Origin of the sequence: Kitasatospora purpeofusca (assembly GCF_000718025.1) — a bacterium.
GTDB lineage: Bacteria > Actinomycetota > Actinomycetes > Streptomycetales > Streptomycetaceae > Kitasatospora > Kitasatospora purpeofusca.
The window spans coordinates 598580-619083 of record NZ_JODS01000002.1 but is presented as its reverse complement, the minus strand read 5'-3'; the positions used below and the strand labels follow the sequence as shown (position 1 = coordinate 619083).

Genomic DNA, 20504 nt, shown 5'->3' with positions numbered 1-20504 from the left:
GGGGTTACCGCCCACCGCCCGTCGAACGACGGCGAACGACGGCGAGGACAGTGAAGGACCGTGAAGGACACAGGACGGACACGCCCTAGCCTTCCCAGCTACGCACCACCACCCCGTCGCGCACCGCGAGGTTGAGCCGCCCCTCCCGGTAGTCCATCGTCATCGCCGCGCCCTGCGGCAGCACCCGCACCGAGGCCCACCCGTGCCGACGGGCCAGCTCCTCGGCCCGCTCGACCCGCAGCCCCGCGTAACCCTCCGCGTCCGTGTCCGTCATCGCCCCTCCCCGGCTCGCCCAGCGGACGTACGCTGGAATCGTAGACCGCCTGTACGAGGACCGCCTGTACGGGCCGGGCCGCGTGCGGCGTACGGCCGGGAGCCGGGGCCGGCAAGGACCGGCGAGGAGCGGCGAGGACCGGGAGGTGACCGCGGATGCCCGCCACGACCCCGCGGCGATGGCGCAGCGGCACCGAGCCCGCCACCGCCCGCAGCGACCTCAAGCTGCGCTACCTGCTCTCGCTGACCTTCACCCCGCTGTTCGCCCTGGCCACGGCGGGGTTCGCGGTCTGGGCCGCGAATGCCCCCGAAACGGGTGCGCCGAGCCGGGGCACCCTCGTCGGCTTCGCCGTGGCCTGCGGGCTCCTCACCCTGTTCGCCGCCGTCGATCTGGTCGTCGTGCTCCGGCGCCGCCGGACCGAGCTCTGACCCGCCGCCTCCCGCGGGGTGGGAACCCGGCGACCGGGCAACCCGACGGCCCCGGACACCCCGCCCCCACCCCGCGAAACGCCTCCGCGCGGACTCAGCGCCCGCCGACCGCCTGCTTCACCAGCGTCCGCCCGAAGTCCCACATCAGGCCGCTCCCCCGGTGCGCGTCCTCCATCACCTCGGTGAACGCCTCCACGAACCGGTCCACGTCCCGCTCGGTGATGATCAGCGGCGGAATCAGCTTGATCACCTCCAGATGGTCCCCGGACACCTGGGTGAGGATCCGGTGCCGCTGCAGCAGAGGCACCACCACCATCTGGGCGAACAGCCCCTTGCGGGCCGCCTGCAGGGCCGTCCAGCCGGTCCGCAGCTTCAGCGACCTCGGCCGCCCGAACTCGATCCCGATCATCAGCCCGCGCCCGCGCACCTCGGCGAGCAGCTCGTAGCGGTCGACCAGCGCGGTCAGGCTCGCCCGGAAGTAGTCGCCCACCTTGCGGGCGTTCTCCACCACCTGCTCGTCCCGGATCACCTCCAGGGTCGCCAGACCGGCCGCCATCGCCTGCGCGTTGGAACCGAAGCTGGCCGAGTGGACCAGCACCCGGTCCATCGAGGAGTACACCTTCTCGAAGATCCAGCCCTTGCCGAGCGTCGCCCCCACCGGCACGTAGCCGCCGGAGAGCGCCTTGGCCGCGCACACCAGGTCCGGCAGCACGCCGTCCTCGTCCTGGTAGGCGAAGAACTCGCCGGTGCGCCCGATCCCGGTCTGCACCTCGTCGCAGATCAGCAGCGCCTTGTGCTCGTGCAGCAGGTCCTGGGCGGCCCGCAGCCAGCCGGGCGGCGGCGCCTGCACGCCCTTGCCCTGGATCGGCTCGACGATCAGCGCCGCGACGTCACCGCGCTTCAGCTCCTTGGCCAGCGCGCCGAGGTCGCCGAGCGGGATCGCGGTGTCCGGCAGCAGCGGGTCGAAGCCCTTGCGGAACCCGTTCTCGCCGTTCACCGACAGGGAGCCGGTGGTCAGCCCGTGGAAGGCGTGGTCCGCGTACAGGATCCGGCGGCGGCCGGTGGCGTACCGGGCGAACTTCAGCGCCGTCTCGACCGCCTCGGTACCGCTGTTGCCGAAGAACACCCGGTCCAGCCCCGGTGTGTACGACAGCAGCCGCTCGGCGAGCAGGCCGGGCAGCGGCGAGCAGTCGAAGCGGACCAGGTCCGGCAGGTCGAGGTCCATCACCTGCTGGACGGCCGAGCGGACCACCGGGTGGTGGCGGCCCAGCGCGAAGATGCCGAAGCCGGCCAGCATGTCGAGGTACTCGTTGCCCTCGGCGTCGTAGAAGTACTGGCCCCGGGCCCGCTCGTAGTACTTGTCGAAGCCGATGGTGTGCAGCATCCGGGCCAGTTGCGGGTTCAGGTAGCGGCTCTGCAGCTCGTACCGCTCCTTGCCCCGCTCGGCGAGCAGTGCGGCCAGGTCGAATCCCGGTGCGGTGCGGTCGGGACGCCGAGCGGTGCGGTCGTCGGGGTCAGCCGGCATGGCGCTGGTTCGCTCCTCGGTTCGGAAGGTCCCGGTCCGTGAGGTCCCGGGCCGGAAGCTCCCGGTCCGGCAGTCCACCGGCCGGCAGCAGGTGCTTGGCGAAGGCGGCGGTCTGGGCGGCGACCCCGGTACCGGTCAGCCCGGTCTCCTCCAGGATCTCCCCGCGCGCGGCGTGCCCGAGGAACTCCTGCGGCAGGCCCAGCACCCGCACCGGGACGTCCACGTCGGCGTCCCGCAGCGCCTGGGCGATCGCCGCGCCGACGCCGCCGGCGCGGCCGTTGTCCTCGACCGTGACCACCAGCCGGTGCCGGGCGGCGAGCTCCGGCAGGGCCGGGTCGACCGGCTTGACCCAGCGCGGGTCCACCACGGTCGCGGTGAACCCCTCGGCGAGCAGCAGCCGGGCCGCGTCCAGGCCGGCGGCGGCCGTGGTGCCGACGGTGACCAGCAGGATCTCCGGCAGCTCCCCGGTGCGCAGCAGCACGTCCACGCCGCCGATCCGCTCGATCGCGGGGACGGCCGGGCCGATGGTCGCCTTGGGGAAGCGCACCACGGTCGGGGCGTCGGCGACGTCCACCGCCTCGCGCAGCTGGGCGCGCAGTTCGTCGGCGTCGCGCGGGGCGGCGAGCCGCAGCCCGGGGACGACCTGGAGGATCGACATGTCCCACATGCCGTTGTGCGAGGCGCCGTCCGGGCCGGTCACCCCGGAGCGGTCCAGGACGAAGGTGACGCCGAGGCGGTGCAGCGCGACGTCCATCAGCACCTGGTCGAAGGCCCGGTTGAGGAAGGTCGCGTAGACCGCCACCACCGGGTGCAGTCCGCCGGTGGCCAGGCCCGCCGCGCTGGTGACGGCGTGCTGCTCGGCGATGCCGACGTCGAAGGTGCGCTCGGGGTACGCCTTGGCGAACTTCGCCAGGCCCACCGGCTGGAGCATGGCGGCGGTGATCGCCACCACGTCCGGGCGTTCGGCGCCGACGGCCAGCAGCTCGTCGCCGAACACCGAGGTCCAGGAGACGCCGGTGCTGGGCGAGATCGGCAGGCAGGTGTAGGGGTCGATCGGGTTGACGGCGTGGAAGCGGTCCGCCTCGTCCTGCTCGGCGGGCCGGTAGCCGCGGCCCTTGACGGTGAGGCAGTGCACGATGACCGGGCCGCCGAAGCCGCGGGCCTTGCCGAGCGCGGACTCCAGGGCGGCGAGGTCGTGGCCGTCGATCGGGCCGATGTACTTGAGGCCGAGGTCCTCGAACATGCCCTGCGGCGCGAAGGCGTCCTTGAAGCCCTTCTTGGCGCCGTGCAGCGCCTCGAAGATCGGCTGGCCGACCACCGGGGTGCGCTGCAGGGTGCCCTTGCCCCAGGAGAGGAAGCGCTCGTAGCCCTGGGTGGTGCGCAGGGTGGCGAGGTGGTTGGCGAGGCCGCCGATGGTGCGGGCGTAGGAGCGCTCGTTGTCGTTGACGACGATGACCAGCGGCCGGTCCTTGGCGGCGGCGATGTTGTTGAGCGCCTCCCAGGCGAGGCCGCCGGTGAGCGCGCCGTCGCCGATCACCGCGACGGTGTGCCGGTCGTGCTGGCCGAGCAGCTGGGCGGCCTTGGCCAGGCCGTCGGCGTAGGAGAGCGCGGTGGAGGCGTGCGAGTTCTCGACCAGGTCGTGTTCGGACTCGGCCCGTGAGGGGTAGCCGGACAGGCCGCCCTTGGTCCGCAGCCCGGAGAAGTCCTGCCGGCCGGTGAGCAGCTTGTGGACGTAGCTCTGGTGGCCGGTGTCCCAGACGATCCGGTCGTGCGGGGAGTCGAAGGCGCGGTGCAGGGCGATGGTCAGCTCGACCACGCCGAGGTTGGGGCCGAGATGGCCGCCGGTCCGGGTGACGGCGTCGATCAGGAACTCCCGGATCTCGCCGGCCAGCCGGGGCAGCTCGGCGGCCGGGAGGGCTCTCAGGTCCGCCGGGGATGTGACGCTGGAGAGCAGTGACATGGCTTTCACCTCACGACTCGGAGCGGTGCGGTGGTGCCCCCGGTCGGGCCGCGGCCTCGCGGGGTGGGGGTCCGGCCCGGGTTCGGGCCCGGGCCGGACGGGGCGGACGGCCGGTAGGCCGTCCGCCGACGGGTGCGGTCAGCGGCCCCGGTTGGAGCCGACGGTGTCGGTGATCGCCCGCAGGGACTCCTTGAGGGAGCCCATGGTGGCGAGGACGGCGGTCGGCTCGTAGCCGCAGTGCGCCATGCAGTTGGAGCAGCGGGCGTCCTTGCCGCGTCCGTACTTGTCCCAGTCGGTCTTCTCGATCAGCTCGCGGTAGGTCGGCACATAGCCGTCGGCCATCAGGTAGCAGGGCCGCTGCCAGCCGAAGAGCGAGTAGTTGGGGATGCCCCAGGCGGTGCACTCGAAGTCGACCTTGCCCTCCAGGAAGTCCAGGAAGAGCGGGCTGTGGTTGAGGCGCCAGCGCCGCCGGTTGCCGCCGGCGAAGGTCTTGCGGAACAGCTCGCGGGTCTGTTCGACGCCGAGGAAGTGCTCCTGGTCGGGTGCCTTCTCGTAGGCGAACGCCGGGGAGATCATCATCTCGTCGACCTGGAGGTCGTCGTTGAGGTAGTCGAGCACGTCGATGATGGTCTGCGGGGTGTCGGTGTTGAAGAAGGTGGAGTTGGTGGTCACCCGGAAGCCGCGCCGCTTGGCCTCCTTGATCGCCTCCACCGCCTCGTCGAAGGTGCCCTCCTTGGCCACCGAGGCGTCGTGCCGCTCGCGCAGCCCGTCGATGTGCACGGTGAAGGTGAAGTACGGCGAGGGCGTGAACTTGTCCAGCTTCTTGCGCATCAGCAGCGCGTTGGTGCAGAGGAACACGTACTTGCGGCGTTCGACCAGCTGACGGACGATCTCGTCGATCTGCGGGTGCATCAGCGGCTCGCCGCCCGCGATCGAGACCATCGGGGCGCCCGACTCCAGGACCGCGCCGACCGCCTGGGCGACCGGCATCCGCTGCTTCAGCACCCCGGCCGGGTGCTGGATCTTGCCGCACCCCTCGCAGGCCAGGTTGCAGGCGAAGAGCGGTTCCAGTTCGACGATCAGCGGGAACTTGTCGCGTCGCTTGAGCTTCTGCTGCATGAGGTAGGTGCCGACCCGCACGGTCTGGCGCAACGGCATGGCCATGGCTAGCTCGCCTCCTGGGGGAGCGTCGAGGATGTGGGGTGGTCGAGGGTGGCGGGCGAGGGCCGGTCCCGGCCCGCCCGGTCGTTCCGCAGGTGCCAGTCGACCAGGGCGGGCACCGTGGCTCGGAGCGTCCGCCAGGCGCGGACGCCGGCCGGCAGGGTCCCCGGGCGGAGCAGTTCCCGCTCGGGGGTGTCGACGACGACCCGCAGCACGGCCGCGGGCAGGCCGGGCCGCAGCTCGCTGAGGGCCGCCAGCACGGCGGCGGCCTCCATGTCGACGGCGAGCGCGCCCTGCAGGTGCAGGGCGCGCCGTTCCAGGCCGCGCACCACGTGGTCGGCGGTGTGGTGCACGCCTGTGTGCGCGGTCAGGCCGCGCGCGGTCAGGGCCCGGGCGAGCCCGGGTCCCGAGCCGACGGTGAAGTGGTTGCCCTCGGCGTCGCGGACGCCGTCCGCGACGATCACGTCGCCGGGCGTGATGCCCGGCGCCACGGAGGCGCCGAAGCCGGCCACCACGAGCGCCCCGTAGCCGCCGGGGGCCGAGGTCAGCAGCCGTCTGACGGTGAGCGAGGCCCGCCGCCGACCGACGCCGGTCCGTACCAGGACCGGCGGGCCGCCGGCCGCGCCCCGCCAGTCCCCGCCGCGCAGGGCCCACACCTCGGGGCCGAGCGCGCAGAGGACCAGCAGCGGGGCAGCGGTCACCGGGACGCCCCGATCGGCGCGGTACCGGTGGCCGGCCGGCCGGCCGCGGGGCCGCCGTGCAGGTAGCGGCCGAGCGCGGTGACCGGGAAGACCAGCCGGTACAGGTGGTAGTTGATGGAGAAGTCCCACGGGAAGCCGGTGCCGGTGAACTGGGGCTCGTCCCAGGTGCCCTCGGGCAGCTGGGTGCGCACCAGCCAGTCGACGCCGCGCTCGACGGCGGGGTTGGCCCGGCCGTCCGGCCCCTCCCCGGCCGCGAGCAGCGCCATCAGCGCCCAGGCGGTCTGCGAGGCGGTGGAGTCGCCGCGCCCGGCCCAGCGCGCCGGGTCCTCGTAGGAGCGCATGTCCTCGCCCCAGCCGCCGTCGGTGTTCTGGCGGTCCTCCAGCCAGCGGACGGCGCGGCGGATCGCCGGGTGCTCGGCGGGCACGCCGACGGCGACCAGGGCGGGGAGCACCGAGCCGGTGCCGTAGATGTAGTTGGTGCCCCAGCGGCCGAACCAGGAGCCGTCGGCCTCCTGGTTGCGCAGCAGCCACTCGACGCCGCGCCGGGTGCGCGGGTCGCGGGCCTTGCCGACCTCGGCCAGCATCTCCACGACGTGGGCGGTGACGTCCGCCGACGGCGGGTCCACGACCTCGCCGAAGTCGCAGAACGGCAGCTTGTTCGGCAGGGTGCTGGTGTTGTCGACGTCGAAGGCGCCCCAGGCGCCGTTCTTGGACTGCATGCCGAGGTTCCACCGCACGGCCCGGTCGACGGAGCCGGCGACCTTGGCCGGGTCCGGGTGGGCGACCCGGCAGAGCGCGAGCACCACCTCGGCGGTGTCGTCGATGTCGGGGTAGGTGTCGTTCTCGAACTCGAACGCCCAGCCGCCGGGGGCGAGCGAGGGCCGCTGGACGGACCAGTCGCCGCGCTTGGTGATCTCCTCGCCGAGCATCCAGTCGACGGCGGAGACCAGCGCGGGGTGGTCGGCCGGGAGCCCGGCGTCGACCAGGGCGACAGTGGCCAGGCAGGTGTCCCAGACCGGTGACTGGCAGGCCTCCAGCCAGCGCCGGCCGTCCGGGGTGTGCACGGTGAAGCGGTCGAAGGAGGCGAGTCCGGCCCGCATCACCGGGTGGTCGAGCTCGTAGCCCTCCAGGTGCAGGGCGATCAGCGAGTAGACGGCGGGCGGCTGGATGCCGCCCCAGCAGCCGTCGGCCTCCTGGCGTTCGACGATCCAGCGGCAGGCCTGGGAGACGGCGAGCCGGCGCAGCGGGCGCAGGGCGCGGTGGTGGTAGGCGTGCAGGGCCTTGTCCAGGCGTTCGAACAGGCCGTCCCAGCTGGTGGCCGGGGCGAGCGGCCGGACGGGGAAGGGGTCGTCCGGGTCGGTGTGCAGCTCGGTGAGCGCGAAGGGCGCCGGGCGGACCGGCCGGTGTGCGGAGACGACGGTCAGCGGGACGATGGTCTGCCGGGCCCAGCAGCCGAAGGCATAGATGTTGAGGGGCAGCCACCTCGGCAGGAACATGATCTCGGGCGGCATCTCCGGCAGCCGTTCCCACGGCCACCAGCCGAACAGCGCGAGCCAGATCCGGGTGAAGACCCGGGCGGCGGCGATGCCGCCGGCCGACCGGATCCAGCGCGCGGCGGCCATCATGTGCGGGGCGCCCGGGTCGTCGCCCGCGAGCTTGAGGGCGACATACGCCTCGACGGTGGTGGACAGCTCGGCCGGTCCGCCGTGGAAGGTGGACCAGGTGCCGTCCTCGCGCTGGTGGGAGCGGATCCATTCGGCGGTGGCCTTGGTCTGCTCCTCGGTCCGGATCCCGAGGAACTGCCGGAGCAGTAAGTCCTCGGCGTCCATGGTGACGTTGGTCTCCAGATCGCCCTTCCACCACCCTTCCGAACTCTGCAGCGAGAGCAGGTGGGTGGTGGCGCGGGCCAGTGCCTCCTCGGCGGAGGCGGCCCCGTTCTGCGATTGCTCGGTCCGGTCGGCCGACGCGGCGGCGGCCCCCTCGGGCTGCCACTCCCCGGCGCCCAGGAGCGCCGGGGCGAGGCCGCCCACCGCGACCGGCTCGGGATCGTACTCAGGGTCGAGCCGGCCGTCCGCGGTTGCTGTCAACGTAACGTCACCTCTCTCGTACCACCACGAATTCGGCGAGTGCGACGAAGTGCTCGCGCACCACATCGGGCATGGGCACCTCGTCCAGCGCGGCGAGGGCAGTCGTGTGCTGGCGGCGGGCCTCCTCCTGGGTCCAGGCGCGGCCGCCGGCCTGCTCGATCAGCAGGGCGCGGGCGGCCAGCTCGGTCTCGCTCTCCTCGCCGCGCCCCTTGGGGTCGGCGAGCTGTTCGGCCAGTTCGCGGGAGGCCGGGCCGCCCTCGGCGAGCGCCGCGGCGACCGGCAGGGACTTCTTGCGCTGGCGCAGGTCGCCCCAGTGCGGCTTGCCGGTGACCTCGGTGGCCCCCCAGATGCCGAGCAGGTCGTCGACGGCCTGGAAGGCCAGGCCCAGGTGGTCGCCGAAGCGCTGGAGCGAGTCCGAGACCTTGTCGTCGGCCCCGGCCAGGACGGCGCCGAGCGCGGCGCCGGCGGAGAGCAGGGCGGCGGTCTTGCCGCCCTCCATCTCCAGGCACTCGGCGACGGTGACGGTGTCCCGCTGCTCGAAGGCGACGTCCATCGCCTGCCCGTCGATCAGCCGGCGGCTGGCGGTGTTGAGCAGCCGGACGGCACGCGCGGCGTCGGTGGGGCTCGCGCCGCCCGCGGTCGCGGCGTCGAGCAGCACCTCCGTACCGAGCGTGGCCAGGGCGTCACCGACCAGGATCGCCTGGGCCGGACCGAAGACCGTCCAGGCGGTGGCCCGGTGGCGCCGGGTCTCGTCACCGTCCATCAGATCATCATGGAGCAGGGAGAAGTTGTGCACCAGTTCAACAGCGACCCCACCGGGCACCCCGGCCTCCGCCGGGGCACCGGCGGCCTGGGCCGAGAGCAGCGCCAGGGTGGGGCGCACGGCCTTGCCGCCGTCCCCCGCGACCGGCGTGCCGTCCCGGTCGATCCAGCCGAAGTGGTACGCCGCGACCATGTCCATGGGTGCGGCCAGCCGGGCGACGGCGGCCCTCAGCGGCGGGGTGCAGAGCGCGCGGGTGCGGTTGAGCAGTTCCGGCACCGAGACCGGTCCGGCATGTGCCGTGCCTCCGCCGACGGTGCCGGTGCGTGACTCCACGTACGTTCCCTCTCCCTGGTGGTGCCTGGCCGCGTGGGACGGCCCGAGGCTGGCGGTGGTGGTGCGGCCGGACTCGGCGCGTCCGGTGGCGGTGGCGCCGCCGGGGCCGAGCGGGTGGGTACCCGCTCTGGCGGGCTCGCCGAGGTCCCCGGCGAACGCGGTGCCGGTCACCTCGGCCACCTCCCGTCGCCGCGGTCGGACGGCCGGGGCCGGCCGTCGGCGGCCGGTACCGCGTCGGCGGCGGCGTGACCGCTGCGCACGGCCCCCTCCATGGTCGCGGGCCAGCCGGTGGCCGTCCACGCGCCGGCCAGCAGCAGGCCGGGGACGGCGGTGCGCGGGCCGGGCCGCAGCGCGGCGGTGCCCGGGGCCGGGTCGAAGGTGGCGGTGCGCTCGCGGGTGACGAAGAAGTCCAGCACCTCGGCCCCGCCGGCGGCGGGCAGCAGCCGGGCCAGCTCCGGCAGGTAGCGGCGGCGCAGTTCGGCCACCGGCAGGTCGATCTCGTCCTCCACGGCGGACTGCGAGAGCGCCAGGTACTGGGCGTCGGGGTGGGCCGCGCCGAGCGAGGTGCCGGCCAGCCCGGAGTGCGCGGTGCGGTCGAAGACCCACTGCACGGGCGAGCCGAGCGCGGCGAAGAACGGCCGGCGCAGCACCTTGCGGTCGTAGACCACGTGGACGTTGAGGATCGGCGAGGTGCCGAAGCGGGCGAGCCGGTCCTGGTGGGCCAGCGCGTCGGGCGGCAGCAGTTCCAGCGCGGTGTCCTGGGCGCCGGCCAGGACCACCGTCTCGGCGGTGAGCGGCTCGCCGCCGCCCTCCAGTCGGACGGTGTGCTGCGGGACGGCCGGCTTGAGCTCGGCCACCCGGGCGCGCAGCAGCACCTTGACGCCCGCGCGCTCCAGCTCGGCGAGCGCCCGGTCGTGGTGGATGGTGCCGAGCGGGACGGCGGCCATGCCGATGTCGGAGGCCCCGGGGTCGGAGAGCAGGCCGGTCTTGAACACCATCGCGGCCAGTGCCAGCGACACCCGGTCGGCCCTGGCGTTCAGGGTGGCCACGCCGACGAGGTCCCACAGCGCGGCGACGGTCCGCTCGTTCTGGCCCTGCCGGCGCAGCCAGTCGCCGAAGGAGACGGCGTCCAGGGTCGGGTCGGCGAGGTCCAGGCGGCGCAGTGCGAGCGCGCCGCGGACCACCCGGGCCCGGTCGGCGGGGCCCAGGTGCGGGTAGCGGGCCAGGCTGCCGGCGAGGTGCAGCGGCACCGGCAGTGCGGCGCGGCCGAGCCGGCCCAGGGTGCGGACCGGTGCCTCGGCGGGCCCGGAGACGCCCAGGACGGGCACGTCCAGCCGGTCCTGGAGGTGGACCAGCCGGTTGGCGCCGAGGCGCTCCAGCAGACCCCGGTAGGCGGTGCAGCAGCGCAGGTACACGTGCTGGCCGTTGTCGACGGTCAGCTCCCCGCGCCGGAAGGAGAAGGCCAGGCCGCCTAGGCGGGGCCGGCCCTCGGCGAGGGTGACCCGGTGGCCCGCCTCCGCCAGCCGCAGCGCGGCGGTGATGCCCGCGAGGCCGCCGCCGACCACGACGGCGGCCGGGCGCGCGGCGTCGGCTCGCCCGGTCATCCGACCTCCCCCTCGCGTCCGGCGCCCGGTCCGGTCGTGACCGGAGCGCCCGTGGTCAGTGCCGTCGGGTCCGCGGTCAGTGCGGCCGGGCCCGACCCAACGGTCAACAGGGCTCTACCCATAAGTGATTCCCCGCTGACACAGCGTGACAGAACTGTGGCAAGAATCAAGAACGCCCCCCGGCGAGCCCGGAAAGCGCCACGTACGCCTTCTCCCAGCCCGGCAGCGAGACCCGGCCGCGCAGCACCGACTCCGGGTCGGCGGCGATCCGGCCGAGCAGCCGGTGGTAGATGCCCGCCATGGCGGCGGTGCAGGCCCGGCTGCGGCGGTCGAGCATCGGGAGCAGCCGCAGGCCCTCCTCGAAGGCCGCCTGGGCGCGGGCCGCCTCGAAGGAGACCAGCCCGGCGAAGTCGGCCCCGACCGGGGGCCGGGGGCGGGCGAAGCCCTCCTGGCAGCCGAACCGGACGAGGTCCTCCATCGGCAGGTAGGTGCGGCCGTTGAGGGCGTCCTCGCGCAGGTCGCGCAGGATGTTGGTGAGCTGCAGCGCCAGCCCGAGGGTGTCGGCGTACCGGGCGCCGCGCTCGGGGTCGTCGCAGCCGTAGACGCCGAGCGACAGCCGGCCGATGGCCCCGGCGACGCACCGGCAGTAGACCTTGAGCTCCTCGTAGGTCTGGTACTCCGCGCCCTTGAGGTCCATCTCGACGCCGTCGATCAGCTCGTCGAAGCCGCCGAGGTCGATCGGGAAGCGCCGGGCGCTGTCCGCGAGCGCGACCTTGATCGGGTCGGTGTCGTCCTCCGCGACGGAGCCGGCCCGGATCTCGTCGAGCAGTTCGCGGGTGCGCAGCAGCGCCTCCGCCTTGCGGTCGGCCGGGAGCTCGCCGTCGCCGATGTCGTCCACCCGGCGCGCCAGCGCGTACAGGGCCGACATGGCCAGCCGCTTCGGCTCGGGCAGCAGCCTGATGCCGTAGCTGAAGTTGCGGGCCTGCAGTCCGGTCACTGCCTCGCAGTACCGGTAGGCCGCCATGACCGGAGCCGACGCCAGTGGTGATGCCGCCACGCGGGCGTTCACCTTCCCTTCGCGAAGATGGCCGCCGCCTTCGCTGCGAGGCGGCGCTTGTCCGGCTTCGCCTGCTGGGCGAGCACGTCGTACCCGACGCCCTCGACGGCCGCCAGGGCCGCGTACCCGCCCGCGGTGAATCCCGCGAGGAGCAGTCGAAGCCTCCCCCGAACCGTACCTACCAATGGCGCACCTCGGTCGAGCAGGGTGCGGGCACGGTCGGCCTCGAAGCGGATCAGCTCGCGGACGGGCGCCCCGGCGCTCGGGGCGGCGAGGTCGGCCTCGGTGACGCCGAAGCGTTCGAGGTCCTCGGCCGGCAGGTAGATCCGGCCGCGGGCGAGGTCCTCGGCGACGTCCTGGAGGTGCTCGACGATCTGCAGGGCCCGGCAGATGTCGTCGGACATCGCGATCCGCTCGGGGGTGGCGAAGCCGGCGAGGGCCAGGACCAGTCGGCCGACCGGGTCGGCGGAGAGCGTGCAGTAGGCGATGAGCTCGTCGTAGTCCCGGTAGCGGGTGGTGGTCTGGTCGACCCGGTTGGCCTCGATCAGCCGGCGGAACGGCTCCGGGGTGAGCCCGTGCCGGTCGACCAGGGGGACCAGCGGGCGCAGCAGCGGGTGCCGGGGGGCGTCGCCGCGGGCGGGGTCGAGGGCGCTCTCGAAGACCCGGTCGAGGTCGCGGTCCAGGCCGTCCAGCAGGGCGAGGCGGAACGCCGTTCCGGCCGGGGAGGGCCGGTCGGGAGCGGGCGGGCCGGACTGGGCCGAAGGGGTGAGTCCGAGGCCCTGGGACGGCCCCGTCGGCTCCGGCGGCGCGGGGACGCCGAGCAGCGCGGCGGTGCCGGCCGGGTCGGCGAGGTCGCCGTCGCCGGCGTCGTCCACCAGCCGGCAGAAGCCGTAGACCGTCATGAGGTCGTCGCGCCACGCGGCGGGCAGGAAGAACGGGGCGACCGGGAAGTTCTCCGCGCTCGCCTTCGCCAGGGTCGCCGCCCCCGCGGGGCCGGGGTCCGGGCGTCCGCCGCCGGGCGGGGACTCACTACTGGGCTGGGCCGAAGCCGACACTGCTGTCACTCCCCCGTTCTACACCGCTCAAGTGATCGGCCCGAGTCGGACACGCGTCCGATCACGGGCGTCACGTCCGGCACACCACCCCCGCGCCGTACAGCCTGACACCGACGCCCGCGCCGGAGAAGAGCGCCTCACCCGGCGCACGGGGCGCTCACCCGGGCGGGGGCGGGCCACCCGGGGCACGGCGGGGCCCGGGCGGGGGCGCACGAACGACAGGGGCCGGCCCCGGGTCTCCGCCCGGGACCGGCCCCGTCGCACGGACCGGTGCGGTACTACGGGCGCTCGCCGCGCTCGTAGGCGCCGACGACGTCCTCGGTCGGACCGTCCATGATCAGCTCGCCGGCCTCGATCCAGATGGTCCGCTCGCAGGTCTCGCGGATCGACGCGTTGTCGTGGCTGACCAGGAAGACCGTACCGGCCTCCGCGCGCAGCTCCTCGATCCGCTTCTTGCTGCGGGCCTGGAAGGCCTGGTCACCGGTGGCCAGCGCCTCGTCGATGAGCAGCACGTCGTGGGTCTTGGCGGCCGCGATCGCGAACCGCAGCCGGGCGCCCATGCCGGAGGAGTAGGTGCGCATCGGCAGCGAGATGAAGTCGCCCTTCTCGTTGATGCCCGAGAATTCGACGATCTCCTGGTAGCGGCTGCGCACATCGGCCGGCGACATGCCCATGGCGAGGCAGCCGAGCACGACGTTGCGCTCACCGGTCAGCTCGTTCATCAGCGCGGCGTTGACACCGAGCAGCGAGGGCTGGCCGTTGGTGTAGATGCCGCCCTTCTCGGTCGGCAGCAGACCGGCGATGGCCGCCAGCATGGTGGACTTGCCGGAGCCGTTGGAGCCGATCAGGCCGATCGCCTCACCCTTGTACGCGGTGAAGCTGACGCCCTTCACCGCGTGCACCTCGCGGACGCCGGACGCCCGCTTGCGGCTGATGATCCGGCTCAGCGCGGAGGTGGCGCTGCCCTTGCCGGAGCCCGCCCCGTGCACCCGGTAGACGATGTGCACGTCGTCCACCACGACGGTGGGGTCGCGGGCCACGTCGGCGTCGAACACCTTGCGGCGGGGAGGAAGCGCGTCCTCCAGGTCCTTGCGCAGGTCGGCCCCTCGAACATCGGTGTCAGCCACGGCCGTACTCCTCCTCAGCCTTCCAGAAGAAGACATATCCGACGACGAACATACCGACTGCCCAGGCGATCGCGTACTTCCACTGGTGCGGCGGGAAGTCCTGGTGCGCGGGGAGGTGCTTGTTGTAGATGATCGGGGCGAAGGCGTGCCGGACCAGGTCCATGTAGACCGAGGCCGGGTTGAGCTGCATCACCTTCTGCCAGAACTCCGGCCAGGTGCTGATCTTGTCCTGGATGCTGAACATCACGCCGGACAGGAACATCCAGGCCCGCATCGCGAACGGGATCAGCTGGGAGATGTCGCTGGTCTTGGAACCGATCCGGGCCATCATCAGGGCCACACCGGTGTTGAACGCCGACTGCAGCAGCAGGGCCGGGAGCACGAGGACCCAGGTGCGGCCGATCTCGATCCCGCTCGCCAGCACGACGCCGACCAGCACGACCATCGAGATCAGCAGCTGCTGGAGCTGGATCACGGTGAAGGCGATCGGCAGCGAGGCACGGGGGAAGTGCAGCGCCCGGATCAGCCCGAGGTTGTCCGCGATCGCCCGGGTGCCCGACTGCACCGCGTTCTGGGTGAACTGGAAGACGAAGACGCCGATGCAGAGCCAGGCGGTGTACGTCCCCTCGGGGAAGTTGTCCTTGCTCTTCAGGATCACACCGAAGACCAGGTAGAACACCGCGCAGTTCAGCAGCGGGGTCACGACCTGCCAGAGCTGACCGAGCTTGGCGTCGGTGTACTGGGCCACCAGGCGGGCGGTGGCAAAGGCCCAGATGAAGTGACGCCGGGCCCAGAGCTGCTTCGAGTAGGCGACCAGGCCGGGCCTTCTGCCGCTCACCGTCAGGCCGTACTTGTCCGCAAGCTGCTTCGGGGTCAGGCCCGCGTCCGCCCCCCTCGGGGCTGAGAGGCTGACGGGTTCACTCACTGTCGACACATTCATCCTTCACGCGGGATCGTCGGGGCGGGCCGGTCGACGGGGGTCCGCCGGCCTTGCGCCGATGGGGATCCACTCGGATCTCGGGGGGAGTGCGGCCGGTGTGTGGTCACCGGCCCGACGACCGACCTGCCGCCCCGGTGACCGGAAGTCACCGGACGGTCACCGGACGGATCAGATGACCGGCGGTCGGCCCAGCCTGGTCAGTCGCCAAACGGTACGCCATCGCATGGGCCGCCGCGTACCGCAGGGTTCGCGCCAGCCCGCCCGGAACCCGCCCCACCAGGCCTTGAACGCCTCGGGGGAGGGTCGGCGGGCCAGCGTGAGCAGGAACCAGGTTCCCAGGTATAGAGGCACCAAAGGGGCCGGAAGGTTCCGTCTGGCGAGCCAGACCCTGTTCCGGGCCACGTTGTGGAAGTACGAGGCGTGCCGGGCGGGCGAGGTGGTGGGGTGGTGCAGCACCACGTCGGCCCGGTAGTCGATGGCCCAGCCCGCGTCCAGCGCGCGCCAGGCGAGGTCGGTCTCCTCGTGGGCGTAGAAGAACTCGGCGGGCAGCTGGCCGGAGTTCTCGAACACCGCGCAGCGCACCGCGCTCGCCCCGCCGAGGAAGGTGGTCACCCGGGAGGAGTGCAGCGGGTCGCTGGCGCGCAGCCGGGGCACGTGCCGGCGCTGGGTGACGCCGGTCTCCGGGTCGGCGATCCGGAAGCTCACGATGCCGAGCTCCGGGTCGGCCGTGAAGGCCTCGCGCAGCAGCCGGGCCGAGTCGGTGCCGGGCAGCCGGCCGTCGTCGTCGAGGAACAGCACCGCGTCGACGTCCCGGCCGTCGCGGCCGAACAGCTCGATGCCGACGTTGCGGCCGCCCGGGATGCCGAGGTTCTCCGGCAGCTCGACGGAGCGCACCCCGGCCGGGAGGGGCGGCAGCGGGGCGCCGTTGGCGACCACGGCCAGCTCGACGGCCGGGCCCTGCTGGGCGCGGACCGACTCGATCAGGGCGGTCAGCTCGTCCGGGCGGTTGCCCATGGTGATGATCACCGCGCCGAGCCGGAAGGCGTCGGCACCGGTGGCGGCGGTGGCCTGCTCCGTCATGCCCGTCCCCGTCCCCGTCGCGCCCGTGCCCGTCGCGCCCGTGCCCGTCACGTCGCTCACCGGAGCCTGCTCGACAGGACGATGCTCAGCAGGTGCAGCACGGTCTGCAGCATCGCGATCGCGGCCAGTACGACCACCGCGATCCGGGTGAAGAAGAGGCCGCCGTGCACCAGGTCGGCGACGCCGGCGGCGAGGATGAACAGCGAGGCCTCGACCGCGCCGACCAGCCGGTGGAACTTGAGGACCGAGGCCGCCCGGCGGGCCTTGGCGACACCGGCCGAGCGCGGCACCGAGGCGCTGTCCTCGACCGCCGTCAGACCGCTGCGGGCGCGGGCCACGTCGACCAGGTCGGTCTCCGACTTGATCAGGATCGCGCCGAGCGCGGCCAGGGTGCCGAGGAAGGCCCACTCCCACTGCGCGGCGCTGCCCTCGCGGTGCAGCAGGTCGGTGGCGCGCAGGCCGAGGCCGGTCAGCAGGGCCGCCTCGGACATGTAGTGGCCGACCCGGTCCAGGTAGACGCCGGTGAGCGAGGTCTGCCGGCGCCAGCGGGCGACCTCGCCGTCCACGCAGTCCAGCAGCAGGTAGAGCTGGATCAGCACGGCCGCCAGCACCGCGCCGGCGATCCCGGGGACGATCAGCGCGGCGCCGGCCAGGATGCCGGTGAGCATCATCAGGTAGGTCAGGCCGTTGGGCGTGATCACCGTGACCGTGGAGAGCACCCGGGTGATCCGCAGCGAGATCCGCCGCATGTAGAGGCGGCCGGCCCAGTGCTCGGCACTGCGGCGCTGGAGCATGCCCTCCGGGTGGATGACCGCGCGCAGTTCCTCGATCGAGGGGCGGCGGGTCAGGTCGACCGGCGGCGTGGACCCGGCGGCGGAACGGTCAGCAGTTGACGGCTTGGACATAGTCGGCGTACGCGTCCCTGATTGCGGAAGGGGAGAGGTCGAGGTGTTCGAGGATGGTGAAACGGCCCGGCCGGGTATTCGGAGCGTAGTGCACCGCCTCGGTGAACTCCGCCTCGGTGAAGCCGATCTGAGCGGCGGTCACCGGCAGTCCGTGGTGCGCCAGGCGCTCCACGATCAGACCGGTCAGCTCGCGCTCGCCCCGCAGGAAGCTGGCGAAGGCGGCGCCGAGGCCGACCTGTTCGCCGTGCTGGGCGGACCGCTTGGGATACAGCACGTCCAGGGCATGCGAGATCTCGTGGCAGGCACCCGACGAGGGCCGGGTGCTGCCGGCGATGTTCATCGCGATGCCGGACAGTACCAGTGCCTCGGCGAGGGCGGTGAGGAAGCCCTGATCCTGAAGGTTTCCTGGGTGCCGCAGCAGGTTCTCGCCCGCCGAACGGGCCATCGCGACGGCCAGTCCGTCCACCGGTTCACCGGTCTCGGCGTGCGACAACTCCCAGTCGGCGCAGGCCGAGATGTTGGAGACGATGTCGCCGATGCCGGCCGCGACGAAGCGCGGCGGGGCGCCCTGGATCACGTCCAGGTCGATCACGATGCCGATCGGGCTAGGCACCCCGTAGGAACCGCGCCCGGCGTCGTTGTCGAGGGTGGAGACCGGCGAGCAGATGCCGTCGTGGGCCAGGTTGGTCGGGACCGAGACCAGCGGCAAGCCGAGCCGCGCGGCGGCGTACTTGGCCACGTCGATGATCTTGCCGCCACCCAGGGCGACGATGGTGTCGTAGTGGCCGCCGCGCACGCCGCCGCGGATCTCGTCCGCCAGCCGCACCGCGCTGTCGAGGCTGCCGTCCGCCACGCTGTACCAGTCGGCGCCGGGCAGGGCCGGCTCCAGCCGGGCCCGCAGCACCGAACCCGAGCCGTTGCTGATCGCCACCGCGATCCGGCCCGAGGCGGACAGCCGCTGGTCGGCGAGGATGCCGCCGAGCGCGTCCAGCGCGCCCGGGCGGATCTCCACGAAGAGCGGCGACGGCACCAGCCGGGTCAGTACTGGCACGCGATCTCCCGCGCCTTCGCCAGGTCGTCGTGGTTGTCGACCTCGACCCAGGAGACCTCGCCGATCGGCTGGACGTCGATCCGCAGGCCGCGGTTCACCATCTCCTGGTAGCCGTCCTCGTAGTACAGCTGCGGGTCGCGCTCGTAGGTGGCGCGCAGCGCGTCGGCGAGGTCGGCGGCGGCGGCCGGGTTGATCACGGTGACACCGATGTACTCGCCGGTGGCCTCCGCCGGGTCCATCAGCTTGGTGATGCGGCGCATGCCGGCGGCCGGGTCGACGACCACCTTCATCTCCTCGTCGGCGAGCTTCTTCACCGTGTCGAGGGCGAGCAGGATGCCGGGCTCGCGGCCCTCGGCGGTCAGCCGGGCGTTGGCCTCCAGCATGGTGCGCTGGACCTGGACGGGGTGGACGGTGTCGCCGTTGGCGAGCAGCAGGCCCTCGGTGAAGAGCTCACGGGCGCACCAGAGCGAGTAGGCGTTGTTCCATTCCTCGGCCTTGTCGTTCTCGACCAGGGTGAGCTTGACGCCGTACTTGCGCTCCAGGGCGTCCTTGCGCTCCTCGACCGCCTCCTTGCGGTAGCCGACGACGATCGCCGCCTCGCGCAGGCCGACCTCGGCGAAGTTGCCGAGGGTGAGGTCCAGGACGGTCCGCTCCCCGTCGACCGGCACCAGCGCCTTGGGCAGGGTGTCGGTGTACGGGCGCAGCCGGCGGCCGGCGCCGGCTGCCAGAACGAGGCCGATCATGCGGGTCTCCTGATCCGTCGTGCTGAGCGCGGCCCCGCCCGGACCCGGGAGTCTTCCGGGGTCACCGGCGGTGGCGCGCCGGGGCCGCGAGATGCGGCCGCGGTGTCCTATGTGATGGTAGGCGACCACGACTACCTGCCAGAACGCGGCCGGACACTCGAACACACATCGAACACATTCCGAACGGTTCTGCTAATCCGACGCCCGTCCCGGGCCGCCGGGCGGCCCCCGGCGGCCGGGTTGTGCGTCGGGCCCCTCCCCCGTGCCACCCGTACGGCAGACTGGGGCGCGACGCCACCGGTGCGTGCCGTGGTTGCTCCCCGTGCTCCCGAAGCTGCCGAAAGAGGCCTCATGCCCCAGAGCCTGCCGACCGATCCGACCGCCCCCGCCGGGCTGGACACCGGCCTCGACACCGGCCTCGACGTCGAGACGGACGTCGACGCCGTCGCGGACGCCGCCGGCACTCCGGAGGAGATCCTGCTGGAGCTGGTCGACGACGAGGGCGTGACCATCGGCACCGCGGAGAAGCACTGGGCGCACCAGCAGCCCGGGCGGCTGCACCGGGCGTTCTCGGTCTTCCTCTTCGACCGGCAGGGCCGGATGCTGCTCCAGCGCCGGGCCCTGGGCAAGTACCACTCCCCCGGGGTCTGGTCGAACACCTGCTGCGGCCACCCGTACCCCGACGAGCCGCCGTTCGTGGCCGCCGCCCGGCGCACCGCGGAGGAGCTGGGCGTCGCCCCGGCGCTGCTGTGCGAGGCGGGCACGGTCCGCTACGACCTGCCGGACGAGGCCACCGGCCTGATCGAGCGGGAGTGGAACCACCTGTTCGTGGGTCTGGTCACCGCGCCGGTGCGGCCCAACCCGGACGAGGTGGACGACTACGCCTTCGTGACCGCCGAGGAACTGCGCGAGCTGGAGGCGGAGCGGCCGTTCTCGGTGTGGTTCCGGACGGTCTTCGAGGCGGCGCTGCCGGGGATCCGGGAGATCGCCGGCAAGGACTGGTAGAGCGCTCCGGGCGGGGCCGCCGCGCGGCGGCCCCGCCGGGCCGGGGCGGCCGAGGCCCCTCGTCGGCCCCGGGCCACTCGTCGGCCCCGGCGCGACCGGGGCTGCCCGGCCCGGCTAGGGCTCCTCGCGCGGGACGGGCAGCGAGGCCCAGATGACCTTGCCACCCTGCCCCGCCTGCTCCACGTCGCACACGCCGCCGGCCTGCAGCGTGACGCTCTTGACCAGCAGCAGCCCGCGCCCGCCGGTCCGCCCGGTGTCGGCCGCCAGGGCCTTCGGCCGGTACGGGTCGCCGTCCTCGACCGAGACCCGCACCCAGCCGCCCCGCACCACCAGCTCGGTGGTCACCTCCGGCGACAGCTCGGCGGCGTGGGTCACCGCGTTGCCGACCAGCTCCGAGACGATCAGCAGCAGGTCGTCCACCAGCTCCTGGTAGCGGATCTCCGCCATGCCCTGGGCCAGCAGCCGGTCACGCACCGCGTGCCGGGTGCGCGGGACCGAGGCCTGCTCGGCGGGCACGGTGAAACGCCACACCCCCTCGACAGGACCGCCGCGCGCCACTGCCGACGCGGCGGTCACCCGTTTCTCCGGCGCCGTCGACGCCGCCTCTTCCTCGCTGATCCGCTCCACGTCCAGCCGCCCTTCGTCCGCGACCCCGGGAATCAGGCGTTCCGCTCATGGCGCCCTCGGTCCACAGAGGCTAGGAGA

General features: G+C 73.3%; 19 protein-coding genes. 2 read left to right on the top strand and 17 right to left on the bottom strand.

Going from position 1 to position 20504, the window contains the following annotated elements:
- Positions 1-85: 85 nt before the first annotated feature.
- Positions 86-274, bottom strand: a complete 189-nt coding sequence (locus IF01_RS0105790) for an I78 family peptidase inhibitor (RefSeq protein ID WP_030392181.1) — start codon at positions 272-274, stop codon at positions 86-88.
- A 155-nt stretch (positions 275-429) separates the two neighbouring features.
- On the opposite strand from IF01_RS0105790, the gene IF01_RS0105785 reads away from it, so the two are divergent.
- Complete coding sequence (locus IF01_RS0105785) at positions 430-702, top strand: DUF6343 family protein (RefSeq protein WP_030392180.1); 273 nt, start codon at positions 430-432, stop codon at positions 700-702.
- Between the two features lie 94 nt (positions 703-796).
- On the opposite strand, the gene IF01_RS0105780 is transcribed toward IF01_RS0105785, so the two are convergent.
- The 15 genes from IF01_RS0105780 to IF01_RS0105705 all read right to left on the bottom strand — a co-directional run bounded on the left by IF01_RS0105780 (position 797) and on the right by IF01_RS0105705 (position 18794).
- The gene (locus IF01_RS0105780; RefSeq protein WP_030392179.1) at positions 797-2227 is read right to left on the bottom strand and encodes an aspartate aminotransferase family protein; all 1431 of its coding nucleotides are present in this window, start codon (positions 2225-2227) and stop codon (positions 797-799) included.
- Positions 2217-4187, bottom strand: a complete 1971-nt coding sequence (gene dxs, locus IF01_RS0105775) for a 1-deoxy-D-xylulose-5-phosphate synthase (protein WP_078879691.1) — start codon at positions 4185-4187, stop codon at positions 2217-2219. The genes IF01_RS0105780 and dxs overlap by 11 nt, the downstream gene beginning before the upstream one ends.
- Positions 4188-4325: 138 nt before the next feature.
- Positions 4326-5351, bottom strand: a complete 1026-nt coding sequence (gene hpnH, locus IF01_RS0105770) for an adenosyl-hopene transferase HpnH (RefSeq protein WP_030392177.1) — start codon at positions 5349-5351, stop codon at positions 4326-4328.
- 2 nt (positions 5352-5353) lie between these two features.
- On the bottom strand, positions 5354-6049 hold the full coding sequence (locus IF01_RS0105765; RefSeq protein ID WP_063764139.1) for a 5'-methylthioadenosine/S-adenosylhomocysteine nucleosidase family protein: 696 nt from the start codon (positions 6047-6049) through the stop codon (positions 5354-5356).
- Positions 6046-8136 (bottom strand): squalene--hopene cyclase, encoded by a 2091-nt coding sequence (shc, locus tag IF01_RS0105760; protein WP_233290528.1) that lies wholly within the window; start codon positions 8134-8136, stop codon positions 6046-6048. The genes IF01_RS0105765 and shc overlap by 4 nt, the downstream gene beginning before the upstream one ends.
- A 7-nt stretch (positions 8137-8143) precedes the next feature.
- Positions 8144-9232 carry a polyprenyl synthetase family protein gene (locus tag IF01_RS0105755; RefSeq protein WP_030392174.1) on the bottom strand — a complete coding sequence of 363 codons (1089 nt, stop codon included), beginning with the start codon at positions 9230-9232 and terminating at the stop codon, positions 8144-8146.
- Positions 9233-9399: 167 nt separating this feature from the next.
- Positions 9400-10836, bottom strand: a complete 1437-nt coding sequence (gene hpnE, locus IF01_RS0105750) for a hydroxysqualene dehydroxylase HpnE (RefSeq protein ID WP_030392173.1) — start codon at positions 10834-10836, stop codon at positions 9400-9402.
- A gap of 166 nt (positions 10837-11002) precedes the next feature.
- Complete coding sequence (gene hpnD, locus IF01_RS0105740; RefSeq protein ID WP_051742930.1) at positions 11003-11860, bottom strand: presqualene diphosphate synthase HpnD; 858 nt, start codon at positions 11858-11860, stop codon at positions 11003-11005.
- 41 nt (positions 11861-11901) lie between these two features.
- Complete coding sequence (hpnC, locus tag IF01_RS0105735; protein ID WP_078879689.1) at positions 11902-12948, bottom strand: squalene synthase HpnC; 1047 nt, start codon at positions 12946-12948, stop codon at positions 11902-11904.
- 278 nt (positions 12949-13226) lie between these two features.
- Positions 13227-14003, bottom strand: a complete 777-nt coding sequence (locus tag IF01_RS0105730) for an ABC transporter ATP-binding protein (protein WP_030392170.1) — start codon at positions 14001-14003, stop codon at positions 13227-13229.
- Positions 14004-14067: 64 nt separating this feature from the next.
- Positions 14068-15015 (bottom strand): ABC transporter permease, encoded by a 948-nt coding sequence (locus tag IF01_RS0105725; protein WP_030392169.1) that lies wholly within the window; start codon positions 15013-15015, stop codon positions 14068-14070.
- A 168-nt stretch (positions 15016-15183) separates the two neighbouring features.
- Positions 15184-16095, bottom strand: coding sequence for a glycosyltransferase family 2 protein (locus IF01_RS0105720; protein WP_037778923.1), 912 nt, complete (start codon positions 16093-16095; stop codon positions 15184-15186).
- A 56-nt stretch (positions 16096-16151) separates the two neighbouring features.
- Positions 16152-16889, bottom strand: coding sequence for a CDP-alcohol phosphatidyltransferase family protein (locus IF01_RS0105715; protein WP_030392167.1), 738 nt, complete (start codon positions 16887-16889; stop codon positions 16152-16154).
- Between the two features lie 88 nt (positions 16890-16977).
- A complete protein-coding gene (locus IF01_RS0105710; protein ID WP_030392166.1) occupies positions 16978-18051 on the bottom strand; it encodes an iron-containing alcohol dehydrogenase family protein in 1074 nt (357 codons plus the stop codon).
- Positions 18039-18794 (bottom strand): phosphocholine cytidylyltransferase family protein, encoded by a 756-nt coding sequence (locus IF01_RS0105705; protein WP_030392165.1) that lies wholly within the window; start codon positions 18792-18794, stop codon positions 18039-18041. Before IF01_RS0105705 ends, IF01_RS0105710 begins: the two co-directional genes overlap by 13 nt.
- 351 nt (positions 18795-19145) lie before the next feature.
- On the opposite strand from IF01_RS0105705, the gene idi reads away from it, so the two are divergent.
- On the top strand, positions 19146-19799 hold the full coding sequence (gene idi, locus IF01_RS0105700; RefSeq protein WP_078879687.1) for an isopentenyl-diphosphate Delta-isomerase: 654 nt from the start codon (positions 19146-19148) through the stop codon (positions 19797-19799).
- Between the two features lie 114 nt (positions 19800-19913).
- On the opposite strand, the gene IF01_RS0105695 is transcribed toward idi, so the two are convergent.
- On the bottom strand, positions 19914-20375 hold the full coding sequence (locus tag IF01_RS0105695) for an ATP-binding protein (RefSeq protein WP_244215431.1): 462 nt from the start codon (positions 20373-20375) through the stop codon (positions 19914-19916).
- Positions 20376-20504 lie beyond the last annotated feature (129 nt).